Below are 15,304 nucleotides of genomic sequence, written 5' to 3' on the forward strand. Positions count from 1 at the left end.
TCAGGTGCCGCGCTGGATCAGCTCGATCTTGTAGCCGTCCGGATCGGTGATGAAGGCGATCACGGTGCTGCCGCCCTGGACCGGACCGGCCTCGCGGGTGACCGCGCCGCCCAGCGCCTGCGCGCGCTCGCGCACCGCCGCGCAGGTGGCGGCGGCATCTTCCACGCCGACGGCGATGTGGCCGTAGGCGCTGCCCAGCTCGTAGCGGTCGACGCCGTGGTTGTAGGTCAGCTCCAGCTCGGCATGCTCGGGGTTGCTGCCGTAGCCGAGAAAGGCCAGGTCGTATTTCTGCTCCGGCCGGTGCGTGGTGCGCAGCAGCGTCATGCCCATCACCTGGGTGTAGAAGTCGATCGAGCGCTGCAGGTCGCCGACGCGCAGCATGGTGTGGAGGATTCTCATCGTGAAAGACCCGGGTTCATGAGGGAGGCAGCCGGCGCAGGGCCTGGCGAGCCTGTCGCAGCAGCGGACGCAGGGCGCCGCGCTGGCCGTGTCGAGCGTAGCGCCATTGCCCCAGGTCCTGCAGCCGTGTGGCCAAGGGCTCGCCGGCGGTGCCCCAGCGCTGGCGCACCTGCTGCGCCAGGGTGTCGGGGCCGTGATGATCGGCCACCGGCAGGCCGCGCCGGCGCAGGCCCTCGCGCAGCTGCGCCTGGCCCTGGCGCCACAGCCGGTCCGGGTCGCGCCGGCGCAGCGGGCCGATCAGCATCAGCGCGCCGACCAGCGCGAAGCCGCCGATTAGCCCGGCCAGCAGCCGCGCCAGCGTGGTGGCGTCGGGCATCTGCCAGCCCAGCGAGCGCGCCAGCTCGCGCTGGCCCTGGCTGCCGTAGCCCAGCACCCACTGGTTCCAGCGGTGGTCGGCCGCGCTCCACAGCGCGCGCATGCGCTCGAGCAGCAGCGGATCGAGCGCGGCGAAGGTGTCGGCGATCGCGCCGCCCCCGCCGCCGGCGCGTGCCGGCTGCAGGATGCGCTCGGGCGCCACCGCTGCGGTCGGATCGATGCGCACCCAGCCGCGGCGCGGGTCGTGGTATTCGGCCCAGGCATGCGCATCGCTCTGGCGCACCTCCAGCATGCCGTTGACCGGATTGATCCGGCCGCCCTGGTAGCCGGTGATCAGCCGCGCCGGCACGCCGACGGCCCGCATCGCGATGACGAAGGCGCTGGCGTAGTGCTCGCAGAAGCCGCTGCGCCGGTCGAGCCAGAACTCGTCGACCGGTTCGGGGCCGCTTTCGCCCGGGGCCAGGGTGTAGACATAGGGCTGGCGGCGGATGTGCTCGAGCAGCTGCTGCGCGGCGCGGGCCGGCTCGTGGCGGGCCCGGCCGTCCGCATCGAGCTGCGCCTGTGCCCAGGCCCGGGTGCGCGGATGGCGACCGTCCGGCAGCGCCAGATCCTGGCGCAGCGCGGGGGGCGGTTCGGCGGGCCCGGGCGTGCCGGCGCCTGCGCCCGTGCCCGCACCGGCCGGTGCGCGGTGCAGCGGCATGTCGAGCACCGCCTGCGCCTGGACCTGCAGCCGCCCGGCCAGCGGTCGGTCGGCCATCCAGGCGCCGTCGCGATGGCGCAGCCAGCGGGGATGGCCTTCGGCAGGCAAAGGCGCGAAGCGCGCCCGCTCCAGCAGCGGCAGGGTGCTGATGTTCAGCGGCTCCACCGTCATGCGGTAGCGCAGCAGCGGTGCACCTGGCGCCGGGGCCGGCGCCGGCTCGCCGGTCAGGCCCGGCCGCATGCGCCAGCCGCTGCCGTCGGGGTCGGCCAGCACCGGGCCGCGAAAATAGCGCAGCTCCGGCGGCGGCGGCTCGCCGTCGAACTGCACCCGCAGCGCCGGGCTGTCGTCCTGCGCCAGCTCGGCCACCTGGCCGAGCTGCATGCGGTCGGACAGGCCGGTGCGGCCGTTGCCGTCCGCAGGCAGGCTCCACAGCGGCGCGACCCGCGGGAAGAGCAGGAAGAGCAGCACGATCAGCGGCAGCCCGGTCAGCAGCAGCCGCGCGGCCAGGCCGAGCGCGAGCGTCAGCGGCGGGCGGTCCTCGGGCATGTGCGCCAGCACCAGGGCGGCCAGCAGGGTCCAGACCGAGATGCCCATCGCCAGCGCGGTCAGCAGCGACTGCGAGTGCAGGAAGCTCGCCAGCACCAGGAAGAAGCCGAGAAAGAACACGACGGTGGCATCGCGCCGGGCGCGCAGCTCCAGCGTCTTCAGCGCCGCCAGCACCACCAGCAGCGTCAGTCCGGCCGACTTGCCCAGCAGCGTCTGATGGCTGAGCACCGTGCCCAGCGAGGCACCCACCAGCGCCAGCAGCAGCAGCCAGCGCGAGGGCAGCGCCGCGCCACGCCAGGCCAGCCGCGCCCGCCAGGCCAGCGCCGCATAGGCCAGGGCCGAGCACCAGGCCGGCACCTGGGTGATCTGCGGCAGCAGGGTCCAGGCCAGCACCGCGAGCAGGAACAGGGTGTCGCGGGTCTCGCGCGGGCGGCTGTCGATCGCGACGGCCAGGGCGGGCGGCAGCAGGTTCATCGCCCCGTTCCCGGCCAGAGCGCCAGGGCGTCGAGCGCGGCGCGCCGCTGCGCCGCGCCGCTGCCCGGGCCGATGTGCAGCGCGCCGAGCACCAGCTCCCAGCGGCGCTGCTGCAGCTCGGCCTCCAGCACCCAGGCGCAGAGCCGGCGCAGCCGGGCTTCGTCGTCGAGGCCGGCCAGCTGCGCCGCCTCCAGCCGCAGCTCGCGGCCCGGCTCGGGCCGCGGCGGCGGGTCGCGCACCAGCAGCGTGCCGCCGCCGGCCAGGCTGCGCGCCGACTGCTTCCACAGCACCTGCGAGGGCCGGTCGCCGCGTCGCCAGGCGCGCATGCCGCTCTCGCCGTCCTCCGCGCCGGGCCGGGCCAGACGGCGCGGACCGGGATCGCCGGGATCGAGCGGCTCGGGCAGCGGCGGCGCATCCGGCTCGGGCGCTGGCCAGACCAGCGGCTCGCGCGCGATGCGCCACACCGCCCAGGCGCGGAACAGGCCCAGCGGAAAGCGGCTTTCGATCTCCAGCGGCGGCAGTGTCTGCGCGCCGCGCCGCGGGGTCGGGCGTTCGAGCCGCACGGTGACCGAGCCACCCTCGGGCACACCGGTGCTGCGCGGGGCCACTGCGTCGGTGCCGGTTTCGGTGCCGGCCGGCTCGCGCCAGCGCAGCAGGATGCCGTGGCGGCCGAAGCGCCATGGCCGGCGGGCGGGGTGGCGGTCGTCCAGGCGGATCTGCAGCTCCAGGCGCTCGCCGGCGAAGACCGGCTCGGCGCTCACCAGCTCCAGCTCCAGCCCGCGCAGCGCCGCATGGGTGGCATGCAGCGCGACCAGCCCGGCGCTGGCCAGCGAGAAGGTCAGCAGATGGCCGAGATTGAGCTGGTAGTTGATCGAGGCCAGCAGCAGCGCCAGCAGCAGCAGCGCGAACAGCCAGCCCGAGGCGGTCGGCAGGATGTAGAGATTGCGCTGGGTGAGCGCCAGCCGGTCGGTGCGTGGCTGGCGGGCCTCGCGCCAGTCGTGCACCCGTCGCTGGAGCGTCGCGCCGATGCGGCCAGGGCGCATGTCAGACCAGCCCGACCGCCTCGATCATCGCCTGCACCTGCGCGGCACGGCTGCGTCCGGCGCCGGGCCGGGGCTGCAGCCGATGTGCCAGCACCGGCACCGCCAGCGCCTGCAGGTCTTCCGGGATCACATGGTCGCGCCTGGCCAGCAGTGCGCGTGCCCGCGCCGCGCGCAGCAGCCCCAGCGCCGCGCGCGGCGACAGGCCCTGCACGAACCAGCGCCCGTCGCGGGTCGCGGCGATCAGCGCCTGCAGGTAGTCGAGCAAGGCCGGTGCCGCATGCACCTGCTGCACCGCCGCCTGCGCGGCCTGCAGCTCGGCCGCACCCATCACCGCCGCGAGCTCGCGCACCGCGGCGCGGCGGTCATGGCCCTCGAGCAGCGCACGCTCCGAGGCCGGATCGGGATAGCCCAGCGTCAGGCACATCAGGAAGCGGTCGAGCTGGCTCTCCGGCAGCGCATGGGTGCCGATCTGCTCGGCCGGATTCTGGGTGGCGATGACGAAGAAGGGCGCGGGCAGGCGCAGCGTCTCGCCGTCGACGCTGACCTGATGCTCCTCCATCGCCTCCAGCAGCGCGCTCTGGGTGCGCGGCCCGGCCCGGTTGATCTCGTCGGCCAGCAGCACCTGGGTGAAGACCGGGCCTTGATGGAAGACAAAGCTCTCGCGGTTTCGCTCGTAGACACTGACTCCGATCAGGTCGCTGGGCGTGAGGTCGGCGGTGAACTGCACCCGGGCGAAGCGCAGTCCGAGCGCGGCGGCCAGGGCGTGCGCCAGCGTGGTCTTGCCGACGCCGGGCACGTCCTCGATCAGCAGGTGGCCCCCGGCGAGAAGACAGGCGACACTGTCGAGGATCTGGACCGGCTTGCCGACCACCACCGATCCGATCTGTCCGAGCAGGCGCTCGAGCAGCCGGGACAGGACGGCCGGCTGCGTCAGCTGCATGTGATGTGGGCTTGTCATCATCAACACCATACCTGAAGCGAGAGGGACAACGCAGTGCGGACAGCCGTCGCACTGACGCGAACACAGACCATGAGCACCGCCTTCTACACGCATACCGACTGTCGCGGCCATGACATGGGCCCGGGACACCCCGAATGTCCGCAGCGCCTCGACGCGATCGAGGACCATCTGCTGGCCACCGGCCTGGACATCGCGCTGCACCGCCCCGACGAGGTGCCGCTGGCGCGCCACGAAGACCTGATGCTGGCGCACAGCGAGCGCTATCTGGTCGAGCTCGACGAGTTCCTGCGCCAGGCGGCCGAGACCGGCGAGCACCGCGCGCTCGATCCCGACACCAGCGTCTGCCCGGCCACCCGCCAGGCGATGCTGCGTTCGGTGGGCGCGGCGATCGCCGCCACCGACGCGGTCATCGACGGCACCTATGCCAACGCCTTCTGCGCGATCCGCCCGCCCGGCCACCATGCGACCCGCTCGGAGGCGATGGGCTTCTGCTTCTACAACAACATCGCGATCGCGGCGCGCCATGCGCTGGACATGCGCGGTCTGGAGCGGGTGGCGATCATCGACTTCGATGTGCACCACGGCAACGGCACCGAGGACATCGTCGCCGGCGACGATCGCATCCTGATGGCGAGCTTCTTCCAGGACCAGATCTACCCCTACAGCGGCGGCGTGCCGATGGGCGACAACATGGTCAACGTGCCGGTGCCGGCCTACACCCGCGGCATGGAGGTGCGCGAGCTGATCGACCTGCACTGGATGCCGCGGCTGGAGGCCTTCCGGCCGCAGATGATCTTCATCTCCGCCGGCTTCGACGCCCACCGCGAGGACGATCTGGGCCAGCTCGGCCTGGTCGAGGCCGACTACGCCTGGATCACCCAGCGCCTGGTCGATCTGGCTGAGCGCCATGCCAAGGGGCGCATCGTCTCCTGCCTGGAAGGCGGCTATGTGCTGAGTTCGCTGGCGCGCAGCGTCGCGGCGCATCTGCGGGTGCTGGCCGGGGTCTGAGTGGTGCGTGGGCCCTCGCCTTCGCGAGGGTGACGGGGGGGCTTCGTCATGCCCGCGCAGGCGGGCACCCACGCAGCCGCCACCGTTCCTGCATCCAGGCGGGCCGCTCAGTCGTCCCGGAACTCCACCTCGATCCGCAGCCGGCTGCGCACCGCACGGCCGCCAAGCTCGCCCGGCGCGAACAGGCTGGCCAGGAAGGCCTGGCGGGCGCTGTCCTCCAGCACCGGCGGCAGCGCGCCGCCGCCTGGCGCGTGCGGATCCGGCTCCAGCCGCACCCGGCTGACTCGGCCGTCGTGCTCGATGAACAGCGTCAGCGCGGCGCGGAAATGTCCCGGCGGGGCGAGATCCGGGTAGGGCAGATCGATCGCTGCGACCGCATGTGCGCGCCGGTCGAGCTGATCGGGCGCGAGGTAGGTGCTGTCGTCGTCCGGTTCGGTCTCGCCGGGCGACGGCATGGGCTCGACCGCCGCCTGAGGCTGGCCGGCCCCGGGCGGGGGCAGCGGCTGCGGTACCGGATCAGGAAGCGGATCAGGAGCCGCCTCAGGAGCCGCATCAGGTGCTGGCTCCGGCATCGAAGGCGGCCTGTCGCGTGCAGTGCGCTCGGATCGGGCCGGCGTCGTGGCGGGCGCCGGGGCCGGGGCGGTCGGCGCGGCCGCGAGACGCACGCTCAGCCCGCCAGCCGTCCGGGCCGTCGCAGCAGCGCCTGACGTCGCCGGCTCGCCGCCACGCGCGAGCGCGGCCGCCAGCAGCGCCGCATGCAGCAGCAGCGAGACCGGCAGCCAGGTGCCGGCCCGGCTCAGTTCAGCTCCCGCCATGCGGTGCGGCGCACCCGGTTGGACTTGGTGGTGACACCGGCGCTGGAGGCAGCCAGCGACAGGCTCTGGTCGCGCGCAGTGGCCACCACGCTGATGTTGCCCTTGCTGTCGACGGTTCGCCCGATGCCCACCAGCAGCGAGGAATAGCTGGTCGCTGCCAGCACCGAGCCCTTGCCGATGTCGAACTGGTAGAGCCAGGCGCTGCCGCCGCTGCTGCACGGGTCGCTGTTCGGGATCGACGAGGCATAGGCCAGCACGCCCGAGCCCAGCGGCACGCCGTCGAGCACCACCCGCTCGCCGCTGCTCAGGCTCAGGTCGACGTACCAGCCGTTCTGCAGCGACCAGTCGACCGGATTGACCGGATCGACCCGGCGGGTGCCGGTGCTGGTGACCAGCGTCTGCTGCACCAGGTTCGCGTCCCTGTGGCGCAGCGCGACCTGGGTGTCGCCGCTGCCACCGATGCCGGTGGCCTGCAGTGTGTCCTTGATGGCGTAGATGCTCTGCACGCCGGTGCTGGCGAGATCGCCGATGTTGGTCAGGCGGCCGGTGCCGAAGCTGATGATCGCGGTGGCCACGCCGTTGGTGGTGGTCTCGGTCAGCAGCGGCATGCCGACGATCGGCTGGGGCGTGCCATTGGCGTCGAGCGCGCGGCCCAGCCGCACCGCCTCGGTGCCCGAGGGCGCGACCCGGTCGTCCGCATCGAAGCGCCACAGGCTGCCCTGCATGTCGCCGGCGTAGTAGCGCAGCGCGGTGTTGTCGGTCTCGCTGGCGACCCAGGCATTCAGGCGGCCGAGATTGTTCGGCGCGGTGGCGTTGCCGGCCGGGGTGGCTACCCTTTGCAGCAGCCGGCCGTCGACCGCATCGAGCACGAAGAGGCGCCCGATGCCGTCGCCGACATTGTTGAGGCCGGAGGTGAAGGCCACCACCCAGCGTCCGGCCGCGTTCTTGGTGATGACCGGATTGCCGAAGGTCAGACCGAGATTGCCGTCGGTGAACTCCCACAGCAGCTGCGGCTGCAGCGGCGAGGTGATGTCCAGCGCGTAGTAGTAGCGCCCGCCCGCGCCCATGCCGCCGACCAGGATCGTGCGCCACTGCTTCGTGGTGCTGTCGTACACATCGCCGATCACCGGGGTGGCGTCGAGCAGGTTGCGGTGGTTGGCCTCGTAGGTGGTGTCGGCCAGGCGCCACATCGACTCGCCATTGATCACGCCGCGCGGCACGAAGGCCCAGGCCTCCTCGCCGCCGGTGCTGTCGGTGGTGCTCTCGCCGACGCGGAAGGCATGCAGCATGCCGTCGTTGGCCGCGGCATAGATCATCTTCAGCCGGCTTGCCTGCGCGGTGGCAAAGGCGCTGTAGCCGGCGTCCGCATACTTGAACGGCGCCTTGGCCAGATAGACCGGCGAGCTGTTGACGAAGTCGCCCAGCAGCGAGCTGCGGGTGCGGAAGACCTGGTTCTCGGTGATCTTCTGGCTCATGTAGAGCGAGGTGTCGCCGCGCAGGTAGCTGACCAGGTTGGGGCCGTTGACCTTGGCCTTGGCCGCATCGCTGAGCATCGCGCACTGCGACAGGCTGCTCTTGGTCGCGGTGCAGGCGATGTCGAAGGAGCCTTGCAGGTTGGCGGCCTGCAGATTGGCGTAGGTGAAGTCCGCCAGCGTGCCGTCGGGCTTGCCGAACAGGATGCGGCGCGGCTCGGCGCGTGCATCGAGCTTCCTGCGTGCGCTCCAGATCTCCTTGCCCTCGGCGGTGTCGGGCGCGATCAGCGCGCCGGTCAGCGGGTCGCTGGCGAAGCGGAAGGCGCGGATGTCGCCATACCAGCTCGGCGAGCTGCTGAAGCTGGGCAGGAAGATCCAGTCGTCGCCGGTCACCGGGGTCAGCGTGCTGGTGCCTGCGCCCGCGCCCGAGCCGCTGTCCTTGCTGATCTCGCTGATCATGGTGCTGATCGCGTCGGCCAGCGAGTCGGGATTGCTGGCCGAGAAGTACTGGCCGCGGCCGTTGACCGCCGCATGCCACAGGTCGTCGATGTGGGTGGCGTCGCCGTAGGCGCTGCTGTCCTTGGTGCCGGTCGGCACCGGCCACTGCTTGCGCCCGGCGACGATGTCGGCATAGTCGCCGCTGGTCTGCGTCAGGTAGTTGCGGTCGTAGGTCAGCGTGCCGCGCACGCCCAGGCCGACGGTGAAGGTGGTCAGGTGCTGGTGGGTGGCGCTGTCGCGCTCGGTGGCCGGCACGTTGTCCTTCATGTCCGGGCGCAGGTCCTCGTTCCAGAAGTGATAGGCGACATCGGCCAGCGAGTTGCTGTCGCCGCCGCCGCCGTTGCTGCCGGTGCTGTCCCGGTAGGGCGCGTCGAGCGCACCGTCCTGCTGGCCGACCAGGCCGCTGTTGTCCAACTTGAGCGGGCGGTAGTTGCCGGTCTCGTAGCCGGGTTCGGTCGGAATGCCGACGTTCCAGTAGCCGTCGGTCGACAGCAGCGCGTAGTTGCGCTGGCAGGAGTGCTGCACCGGGTCGGTGCTCTGGCCCGGATAGGTCTTGCCGAAGTAGCGGCCGACCTTGGACAGCGCCCCGCGCAGCGGGGTGTAGCCGTCGACCGTCTCGGCGCTGTAGAGCAGTCGGTAGAAGTCGCTGCGCTGCAGGCCGCTGCCCACGCCGCTGCGGTCGACGAAGTCGGCGACATTCAGGAAGCTGCTGCTGGTGACGCTGGCATCGCTCAGCAGCGTGATGCCGACACGGTAGTTCTCGCCGATGCTGCGGAAGGAGCGGCCCACCGCGCTGCGCATCGTCAGCTTGCGGCTGCGGTAGTAGGTGTACCAGTTGGCGTACTTCTGGCGCAGCGCCACCGCTTCGGCGCTGGTGTCGGCGGTGTTCAGCGTGACTTTGCGGAAGCGCCCGGAGGCCTCGGCCGCCGCCATCGTCTGCATGCACTCGCGATAGAAGACGGTGCTCTCGTTGGCCGCGCCGGAGCTGTAGTAGGTCCAGGACATCGCCGCCGGCGAGCCGGTGTAGGGCACGTAGACGTAGTAGAAGCTGTTGTTCAGGTTCGTCGGCAGGTTGGTGGTCGCCGTGCTGCCGCGAAAGCCGTCAGGCAGTGCCGCGGTGAAGCTGGCGTTCGGGTAGGCCGCGCCGGCGGCGTTGACCGGCGGGGCGTACTCCAGCGAGGGATCGAAGGCCACGCCGTTGCACTGCGCCGACCAGTAGCCGACCATGAATTCGCCGCGCTGCGTATCGCGGCTCCAATCCTTTGTCATGCCGACCTCGTCCGGCATGAACTCGAAGTTCATCGAGCCGGAGTCGTCGAGAATGAACATGATGTTCGGCTTGACCTGGGTGCCTGCGGCGTTCAGCGGCCCCTGGGCGACGTCGATCATCTGGGCCGGGGCCAGCGGTGCGGTCAGCGCCAGGGCTGCGGCCAGGACTGCGGGCGAAGAGGCGAGGGGGCGGGTCATGGCGGCGGCTCCGTGGCGGCGTCGGGTCAGAAATGCACCAGCGTCTCGGTGAAGCTGACGGTGTCGCGCACGCCCTCGGTGCGCACGATGATGCGGTAGTACTCGGTCACGGTGCTGCTGCCCAGGCGGGTGCTGCTGGAGCTGGTGAGCTGGTTGCGCTCGCCCGAGACGGTGCTGCTGGCATTGGGCGGGCGCGGGCAGCGCACCTTGCCGTCGGTGCTGCTGCCGGCGGCCGAGCACAGCCGCACGATCAGGTAGCGCGAGCTCAGCCCGGCGGTCTCGTCGGTGATGGCTTCCTTCAGTGGCTTGACGCAGGCCTTGGGCGTCCGTCCGGGCTGGGAGCTGCAGTTGTCGAACTTCCAGTCGACGGCCACCCGATCGGCATCGGTGCGGGTCGAGGCCGGGTCGAGATCGGCGATCGAGGCGGCGACATAGCCCGCGTCGACCAGGCTGGCATCCAGCCCGGTGGTGTCGGTCTTGATCTGCTGCTGCATCCAGCGGATGGCGGTCTGGGTGGCGCGGTCGGCCGCCAGCAGGGTGTCCTGCTTGAAGCCGAGATTGCCCAGGATGTTCAGTCCGGTGTCGACCGAGCGCACCAGCGCGACGGCCGCCAGCGACAGCGCCACCACGGTGATCATCGCGAACACCAGCGAGGCGCCGCGGGCGGCACGGCGGCGGGGTCGACCGGAGGCAGGGCGTTTCATCGTCATCGCATGTCCTTGCGCTGCGCGGCGCTCACGAGGCGGCCTGCCACAGCATGTTGCGCAGCGGCACCACCGTCTCGTAGACCTTGTAGCGGTAGTTGCGCCACGGGTCGCCGACGACCCGGTCGACGCGCAGGGCCTCGGCGGTGCTGCCGTCCGGATGCCAGACCGGCAGGTCGGGCGTGACCACCTTGTCGCCGCTGCGGTCGGGCCGGCGCTCGTCCTGCACGCTGCGGGTGACCACCGCGACCCGCAGCGCGATGATCTGGCGCCAGCCGGCGGCGGTGGTCGGCGCGGTGGCGCTCCACTGGTCGACGATGCGGTCGTTGCCGCTGCTGTCGATGCCGTAGACCGCCTGCAGCTGCACCACCTGGGGATGCAGGTCCTCGACGCTGTCCCGGGCGGTGCTGCTGCTGAAGGAGATCTGGCGCAGGTTCAGCGGCACCTGCGGGCGGCCGGCGCTGTCGCAGTCGTCGCCCAGGCCGCTGATGCAGTAGGTGCGCCGGGTCAGCGTGCCCAGGTTCAGCAGCAGGCTGCCGGTGGGATAGGCCACGCTGACGCCGGTGGTGCCCGGGAAGACCGGGGTGCTGCCGGCATCCGGGTTCCACGGGCCGCTGCTGTCGGCGGCATGGGCCAGCGAGGTGCTCTCCGCATCCGGAGTGGCGGTCAGATTGAAGATGCTGCACCAGCTGGTCTCGTCGCTGGCCAGCGGCCTGGGATCGGGCACCGTCGTCGGCACCGCCAGCATCAGGTGGCCCTGGCGCAGCCCCAGGCCGCTGCCGGTGCCGATGCCGAAGGCCTGGCCGTCGCGCGGATGGTCGCTGACCACCCGCACCGGCACCGCGAAGTCGGCCGGCCGGCTCAGCAGCACCGCGATGCGGTCGGGCGCGCCGTCGCTGCCGTCGGTGATGACGGCCGGCGCCAGCACGAAGCGCAGCAGCTGGCCGGCAGCCATGCTGCTGTGGCGGGCGCGCACCGGGCAGCCGACCGCGCCGCCCTCGGCCAGGCCGTAGCCGCTGTCCTGCAGGTCGCGCTGGATGGCCATCAGCGACAGCGCGCCGCTGACCTGCGCATCCGAGCCGGAGGTGATGGTGCGCTTGCGGCCCTCGTACAGGATCGCGACCTGGCTGATCACCAGCACCGCGAGCAGGCCGATGACCATGCCGACCATCAGCTCGATCAGCGTCATGCCGCGCTGCCGCGCCTGCAGGCGGGCGATCGGAACAGGAAGGGTGGGTGTCATGGCGTCCTGGTTCACGAGGTCGGGTTGGCGCTGATGACGGTGGTGGTCGAGAACTCGTGCGCCGCGCTCTCGCCCGGCGGCTGCCAGCGCACCCGCACGGTGACCTCGCTGACCGAGTAGGGCGCCACCCGGGTCGCGTCGTCGAGCGCGGTGTCGATGCGGTCGACCACCGACACGGTGGCGGTGCCGGCCGGCAGGGTTTCTTCGACCCGGCTCAGCCAGGCCTTGCAGGCGCTGCTGGCCTGGCAGTCGCTGAAGTCCTTCAGCATCGCGCGGTTGCTCCACATCCGGCCGATCAGGTCGGTGGCGAGGTAGGTGGCCTCGGCGCGGTACTTGGCGCCGGTGCTGGCGCGGGTCATGGCCGCCTGCAGGCCGACCAGGCCGAGCACCGCCAGCGAGAAGATCAGCAGCGCGATCAGCGCCTCGATCAGCGCGAAGCCGCGGGCGGGGCGGCCGGCGCAGCGGCCCGGGCGCGGGCGTGGCCGGTGGAGGCGGGCGGCGGGCAGGGCCATGGCGACAGTCTCGGATCGTGTCAGGTCGGGATGCAGGTGCGCGGATCGTCGCGCTCGGTGACGGCCGGGTCGCAGGTGCGCACGCTGCCGCCGGTGCCCAGCATCACCCGCAGCGTGTGGGTGGTGTCGCTGCCGGGATGGCGGACCACGACGCAGCGCATCGGCCCCGCCGGGCTGGTCGCGGCGCGGCCGAAGCTGTTGAAGACCACCTGCGTCTCGCCGGTGGCGCTGGCGCAGCTGGCATCGTAGACGCCGACGATCACGTCGGGCGAGCCGTCGCCCTGGGCGTGGCGTGCCAGCAGCCTCGGCTTGTCGGCCGCGCTGGTGTCGCCGGTCAGCAGCGGGCCGCCGCAGCCGCCAGCAGGATCTTCCAGGCTGATGATCCAGGAGGCCGATCGCGCCGAGAGCGTGCAGTCGTCCGACAGGCCGGCCGGGCTGGTGCTGTTGCTCCACACCAGCGAGAAGGTCACGTCGCGGTTGCGCCGCACCGCCTCGGCGCGGGCCTTTTCCAGCCCGCCGGCGATCGACATCGCGGCATTGCGGACCTGCATGTTCATCATCCATTCGCGCACCAGCGGAATGGCGCCCATCAGCAGCAGGCCGGCCACCGCCAGCGCGACCATCAGCTCGATCAGCGTGAAGCCGCGGTCGCGGCGTGTGCGTGGCGACCGCGCCAGTGCCAGCGGTGTCGGCTTCAGCATTCGCTGCCCCGCTTGAGCCAGCAGGCCTTGGTGACGCTGCCGCCCTTGAACAGCGTGGTGCGCTGGCTGCCGGCCTGGTCGGTCTCGTAGACATGGCCGACGGCATGGCCGGCGCTGCCGGTGGCGCGCAGCACATAGCTCTGGCCGTTGTCGCCCAGCGTGCAGCTGAAGCTGAACTTCAGGCTCGAGCCCTTGTCGGGCAGGTTGCTGGCCGAGGGCACCGCGCCGGTCTTGCTCGCGCAGGCGCCGCTGCCGTAGTTGCGGTTGTCCTGGTAGTACTGCTCCATCGCCACCCGGTCGTTCGACAGGAAGGTGAAGGCCTCCGGCAGCGTGCTGCGGCGCATGTAGTCGTTGTAGGAGGGCAGCGCCACCGAGGCCAGGATGCCGATGATGGCCACCACCACCATCACCTCGATCAGCGTGAAGCCCCGGCTCGGACGGAGGCTGCGGATGGAAACGGGGGTCGGGCGGAGCATGTCGGGTCGCGAGGCCTTCGATCGGCGATCGCGCAAAAATGAAAGGATGCGCGATGCTAGGCCGTGGCCGCGCCCCCGTCACCGGTGCGGCACGCCGCTGGTCGGCCCCGATCGGCCGTCCGTCGGCTGCCGGCCTGAGGCTCGGGGCCGCGAGACTGCACCCGGCAACTGCGGCGACAATACGGAATTCTTCGCAACCCCACAGACAGGCAACCGCACACCCATGGCCCAGTACGTATTCACGATGAACCGCGTCGGCAAGATCGTTCCGCCGAAGCGGCAGATCCTCAAGGGCGTCTCGCTGTCCTTCTTCCCCGGCGCGAAGATCGGCGTGCTGGGCCTGAACGGTTCGGGCAAGTCGACGCTGCTGAAGATCATGGCCGGCCTCGACAAGGACATCGAAGGCGAAGCCGTGCCGATGCCGGGCCTGAAGATCGGATACCTGCCGCAGGAGCCGCAGCTCGATCCGGGCCAGACGGTGCGCGAGGCGGTCGAGCAGGGCATCGGCGGCGTGATGGCGGCCAAGGCCCGCCTGGAGCAGGTCTACGCCGAGTACGCCGACGAGAACGCCGACTTCGACAAGCTCGCCGCCGAGCAGGCCGAGCTGGAGGCCATCATCGCGGCGGCCGGCAGCGAGAACACCGACCTGCAGCTGGAGATCGCCGCCGACGCGCTGCGCCTGCCGGCGTGGGATGCGCTGATCGGCCCGCTGTCGGGCGGCGAGAAGCGCCGCGTCGCGCTGTGCCGCTTGCTGCTGTCCAAGCCCGACATGCTGCTGCTCGACGAACCCACCAACCACCTGGACGCCGAATCGGTCGAGTGGCTGGAGCATTTCCTGCAGCGATTCTCCGGCACCGTGGTGGCCATCACCCACGATCGCTACTTCCTCGACAACGCCGCCGAGTGGATCCTGGAACTCGACCGCGGCCAGGGCTATCCGTACAAGGGCAACTACTCCGACTGGCTGGAAGGCAAGGAAAAGCGCCTGGAGCAGGAGCAGAAGACCGAGGATGCCCGCGCCAAGGCCATGAAGCAGGAACTGGAGTGGGTGCGCAAGAACGCCAAGGGCCGCCAGGCCAAGAGCAAGGCGCGTCTGGCCCGCTTCGAGGAGCTGAGCGACGTCGACTACCAGAAGCGCAACGAGACCAACGAGATCTTCATCCCGGTGGCCGAGCGCCTGGGCAACGAGGTCATCGAGTTCAAGAACGTCTCCAAGAGCTTCGGGGACCGCGTCCTGATCGAGAACCTGTCGTTCAAGGTGCCGGCCGGCGCCATCGTCGGCATCATCGGCCCGAACGGCGCCGGCAAGTCGACGCTGTTCCGCCTGATCCAGGGCGTCGAGGCGCCGGACGCGGGCGAGGTCGCGATCGGCAAGACCGCCCGCCTGGCCTTCGTCGACCAGAGCCGCCAGAGCCTGGACGACAGCAAGACCGTCTGGGAAGACGTCTCGGGCGGTCTGGACAACATCGTGGTGGGCAAGTTCGTCATGCCCAGCCGCGCCTACATCGGCCGCTTCAACTTCAAGGGCAACGACCAGCAGAAGCTGGTGGGCAGCCTGTCGGGCGGCGAACGTGGCCGTCTGCACCTGGCCAAGACCCTGGCGCAGGGCGGCAACGTGCTGATGCTGGACGAACCGTCGAACGACCTCGACGTCGAGACCCTGCGCGCGCTGGAGGAAGCCCTGCTGGAGTTCGCCGGCAGCGCGATGATCATCTCGCACGACCGCTGGTTCCTCGACCGCATCTGCACCCACATCCTGGCGGCGGAGGGCGACTCGCAGTGGTTCTTCTTCGACGGCAACTACCAGGAGTACGAGGCCGACAAGAAGCGCCGTCTGGGCGAAGAGGGCGCCCGCCCGAAGCGCTTCCGCTACAAGGCCCTGAAGTGATGACGTGAGCCGGGACCGGGAG

At 71.2% G+C, this 15,304-nt stretch carries 13 protein-coding genes; 2 read left to right on the forward strand and 11 right to left on the reverse strand.

Features of this window, described 5'->3' with window-relative positions; translation table 11 throughout:
- Genes gloA through HZU84_RS07370 form a run of 4 tightly spaced genes read right to left on the reverse strand, consistent with a single transcriptional unit; the run spans position 1 to position 4,477 of the window.
- Entirely contained in the window at positions 1–399 is a 399-nt protein-coding gene (gloA, locus tag HZU84_RS07355) for a lactoylglutathione lyase (RefSeq protein ID WP_149503202.1), read from the reverse strand.
- A gap of 16 nt (positions 400–415) precedes the next feature.
- On the reverse strand, positions 416–2,494 hold the full coding sequence (locus HZU84_RS07360; protein ID WP_149503203.1) for a transglutaminase TgpA family protein: 2,079 nt from the start codon (positions 2,492–2,494) through the stop codon (positions 416–418).
- A complete protein-coding gene (locus HZU84_RS07365; protein ID WP_149503204.1) occupies positions 2,491–3,537 on the reverse strand; it encodes a DUF58 domain-containing protein in 1,047 nt (348 codons plus the stop codon). The genes HZU84_RS07360 and HZU84_RS07365 overlap by 4 nt, the downstream gene beginning before the upstream one ends.
- Position 3,538: 1 nt before the next feature.
- The gene (locus HZU84_RS07370) at positions 3,539–4,477 is read right to left on the reverse strand and encodes an AAA family ATPase (RefSeq protein WP_244954454.1); all 939 of its coding nucleotides are present in this window, start codon (positions 4,475–4,477) and stop codon (positions 3,539–3,541) included.
- Positions 4,478–4,567: 90 nt separating this feature from the next.
- On the opposite strand from HZU84_RS07370, the gene HZU84_RS07375 reads away from it, so the two are divergent.
- Positions 4,568–5,506: a histone deacetylase family protein gene (locus tag HZU84_RS07375; protein ID WP_149503206.1), complete on the forward strand. Its 939-nt coding sequence runs from the start codon at positions 4,568–4,570 to the stop codon at positions 5,504–5,506.
- A gap of 107 nt (positions 5,507–5,613) precedes the next feature.
- On the opposite strand, the gene HZU84_RS07380 is transcribed toward HZU84_RS07375, so the two are convergent.
- Genes HZU84_RS07380 through HZU84_RS07410 form a run of 7 tightly spaced genes read right to left on the reverse strand, consistent with a single transcriptional unit; the run spans position 5,614 to position 13,394 of the window.
- Positions 5,614–6,321: an energy transducer TonB gene (locus tag HZU84_RS07380; protein ID WP_149503207.1), complete on the reverse strand. Its 708-nt coding sequence runs from the start codon at positions 6,319–6,321 to the stop codon at positions 5,614–5,616.
- Positions 6,303–9,758 carry a pilus assembly protein gene (locus tag HZU84_RS07385; RefSeq protein ID WP_149503208.1) on the reverse strand — a complete coding sequence of 1,152 codons (3,456 nt, stop codon included), beginning with the start codon at positions 9,756–9,758 and terminating at the stop codon, positions 6,303–6,305. The genes HZU84_RS07380 and HZU84_RS07385 overlap by 19 nt, the downstream gene beginning before the upstream one ends.
- Positions 9,759–9,784: 26 nt before the next feature.
- Positions 9,785–10,462: a pilus assembly PilX family protein gene (locus HZU84_RS07390; RefSeq protein WP_180692841.1), complete on the reverse strand. Its 678-nt coding sequence runs from the start codon at positions 10,460–10,462 to the stop codon at positions 9,785–9,787.
- Positions 10,463–10,493: 31 nt separating this feature from the next.
- Positions 10,494–11,705: a PilW family protein gene (locus HZU84_RS07395; protein ID WP_180692842.1), complete on the reverse strand. Its 1,212-nt coding sequence runs from the start codon at positions 11,703–11,705 to the stop codon at positions 10,494–10,496.
- Between the two features lie 11 nt (positions 11,706–11,716).
- On the reverse strand, positions 11,717–12,217 hold the full coding sequence (gene pilV / locus HZU84_RS07400) for a type IV pilus modification protein PilV (RefSeq protein ID WP_149503211.1): 501 nt from the start codon (positions 12,215–12,217) through the stop codon (positions 11,717–11,719).
- Between the two features lie 20 nt (positions 12,218–12,237).
- On the reverse strand, positions 12,238–12,918 hold the full coding sequence (locus tag HZU84_RS07405) for a GspH/FimT family pseudopilin (protein WP_149503212.1): 681 nt from the start codon (positions 12,916–12,918) through the stop codon (positions 12,238–12,240).
- On the reverse strand, positions 12,912–13,394 hold the full coding sequence (locus HZU84_RS07410) for a type IV pilin protein (protein WP_149503213.1): 483 nt from the start codon (positions 13,392–13,394) through the stop codon (positions 12,912–12,914). The genes HZU84_RS07405 and HZU84_RS07410 overlap by 7 nt, the downstream gene beginning before the upstream one ends.
- 223 nt (positions 13,395–13,617) lie before the next feature.
- On the opposite strand from HZU84_RS07410, the gene ettA reads away from it, so the two are divergent.
- Positions 13,618–15,282 carry an energy-dependent translational throttle protein EttA gene (gene ettA, locus HZU84_RS07415; RefSeq protein WP_149503214.1) on the forward strand — a complete coding sequence of 555 codons (1,665 nt, stop codon included), beginning with the start codon at positions 13,618–13,620 and terminating at the stop codon, positions 15,280–15,282.
- The last annotated feature ends 22 nt before the right edge of the window (positions 15,283–15,304 follow it).

The organism is Sphaerotilus sulfidivorans, assembly GCF_013426975.1.
Lineage (GTDB): Bacteria > Pseudomonadota > Gammaproteobacteria > Burkholderiales > Burkholderiaceae_C > Sphaerotilus > Sphaerotilus sulfidivorans.

Bases quoted from the DNA above. Each gene is read 5' to 3' on its own strand.
- gloA (WP_149503202.1), bottom strand. From the start codon at position 399: ATGAGAATCCTCCACACCATGCTGCGCGTCGGCGACCTGCAGCGCTCG.
- HZU84_RS07360 (WP_149503203.1), bottom strand. From the start codon at position 2,494: ATGAACCTGCTGCCGCCCGCCCTGGCCGTCGCGATCGACAGCCGCCCG.
- HZU84_RS07365 (WP_149503204.1), bottom strand. From the start codon at position 3,537: ATGCGCCCTGGCCGCATCGGCGCGACGCTCCAGCGACGGGTGCACGAC.
- HZU84_RS07370 (WP_244954454.1), bottom strand. From the start codon at position 4,477: ATGCAGCTGACGCAGCCGGCCGTCCTGTCCCGGCTGCTCGAGCGCCTG.
- HZU84_RS07375 (WP_149503206.1), top strand. From the start codon at position 4,568: ATGAGCACCGCCTTCTACACGCATACCGACTGTCGCGGCCATGACATG.
- HZU84_RS07380 (WP_149503207.1), bottom strand. From the start codon at position 6,321: ATGGCGGGAGCTGAACTGAGCCGGGCCGGCACCTGGCTGCCGGTCTCG.
- HZU84_RS07385 (WP_149503208.1), bottom strand. From the start codon at position 9,758: ATGACCCGCCCCCTCGCCTCTTCGCCCGCAGTCCTGGCCGCAGCCCTG.
- HZU84_RS07390 (WP_180692841.1), bottom strand. From the start codon at position 10,462: ATGAAACGCCCTGCCTCCGGTCGACCCCGCCGCCGTGCCGCCCGCGGC.
- HZU84_RS07395 (WP_180692842.1), bottom strand. From the start codon at position 11,705: ATGACACCCACCCTTCCTGTTCCGATCGCCCGCCTGCAGGCGCGGCAG.
- pilV (WP_149503211.1), bottom strand. From the start codon at position 12,217: ATGGCCCTGCCCGCCGCCCGCCTCCACCGGCCACGCCCGCGCCCGGGC.
- HZU84_RS07405 (WP_149503212.1), bottom strand. From the start codon at position 12,918: ATGCTGAAGCCGACACCGCTGGCACTGGCGCGGTCGCCACGCACACGC.
- HZU84_RS07410 (WP_149503213.1), bottom strand. From the start codon at position 13,394: ATGCTCCGCCCGACCCCCGTTTCCATCCGCAGCCTCCGTCCGAGCCGG.
- ettA (WP_149503214.1), top strand. From the start codon at position 13,618: ATGGCCCAGTACGTATTCACGATGAACCGCGTCGGCAAGATCGTTCCG.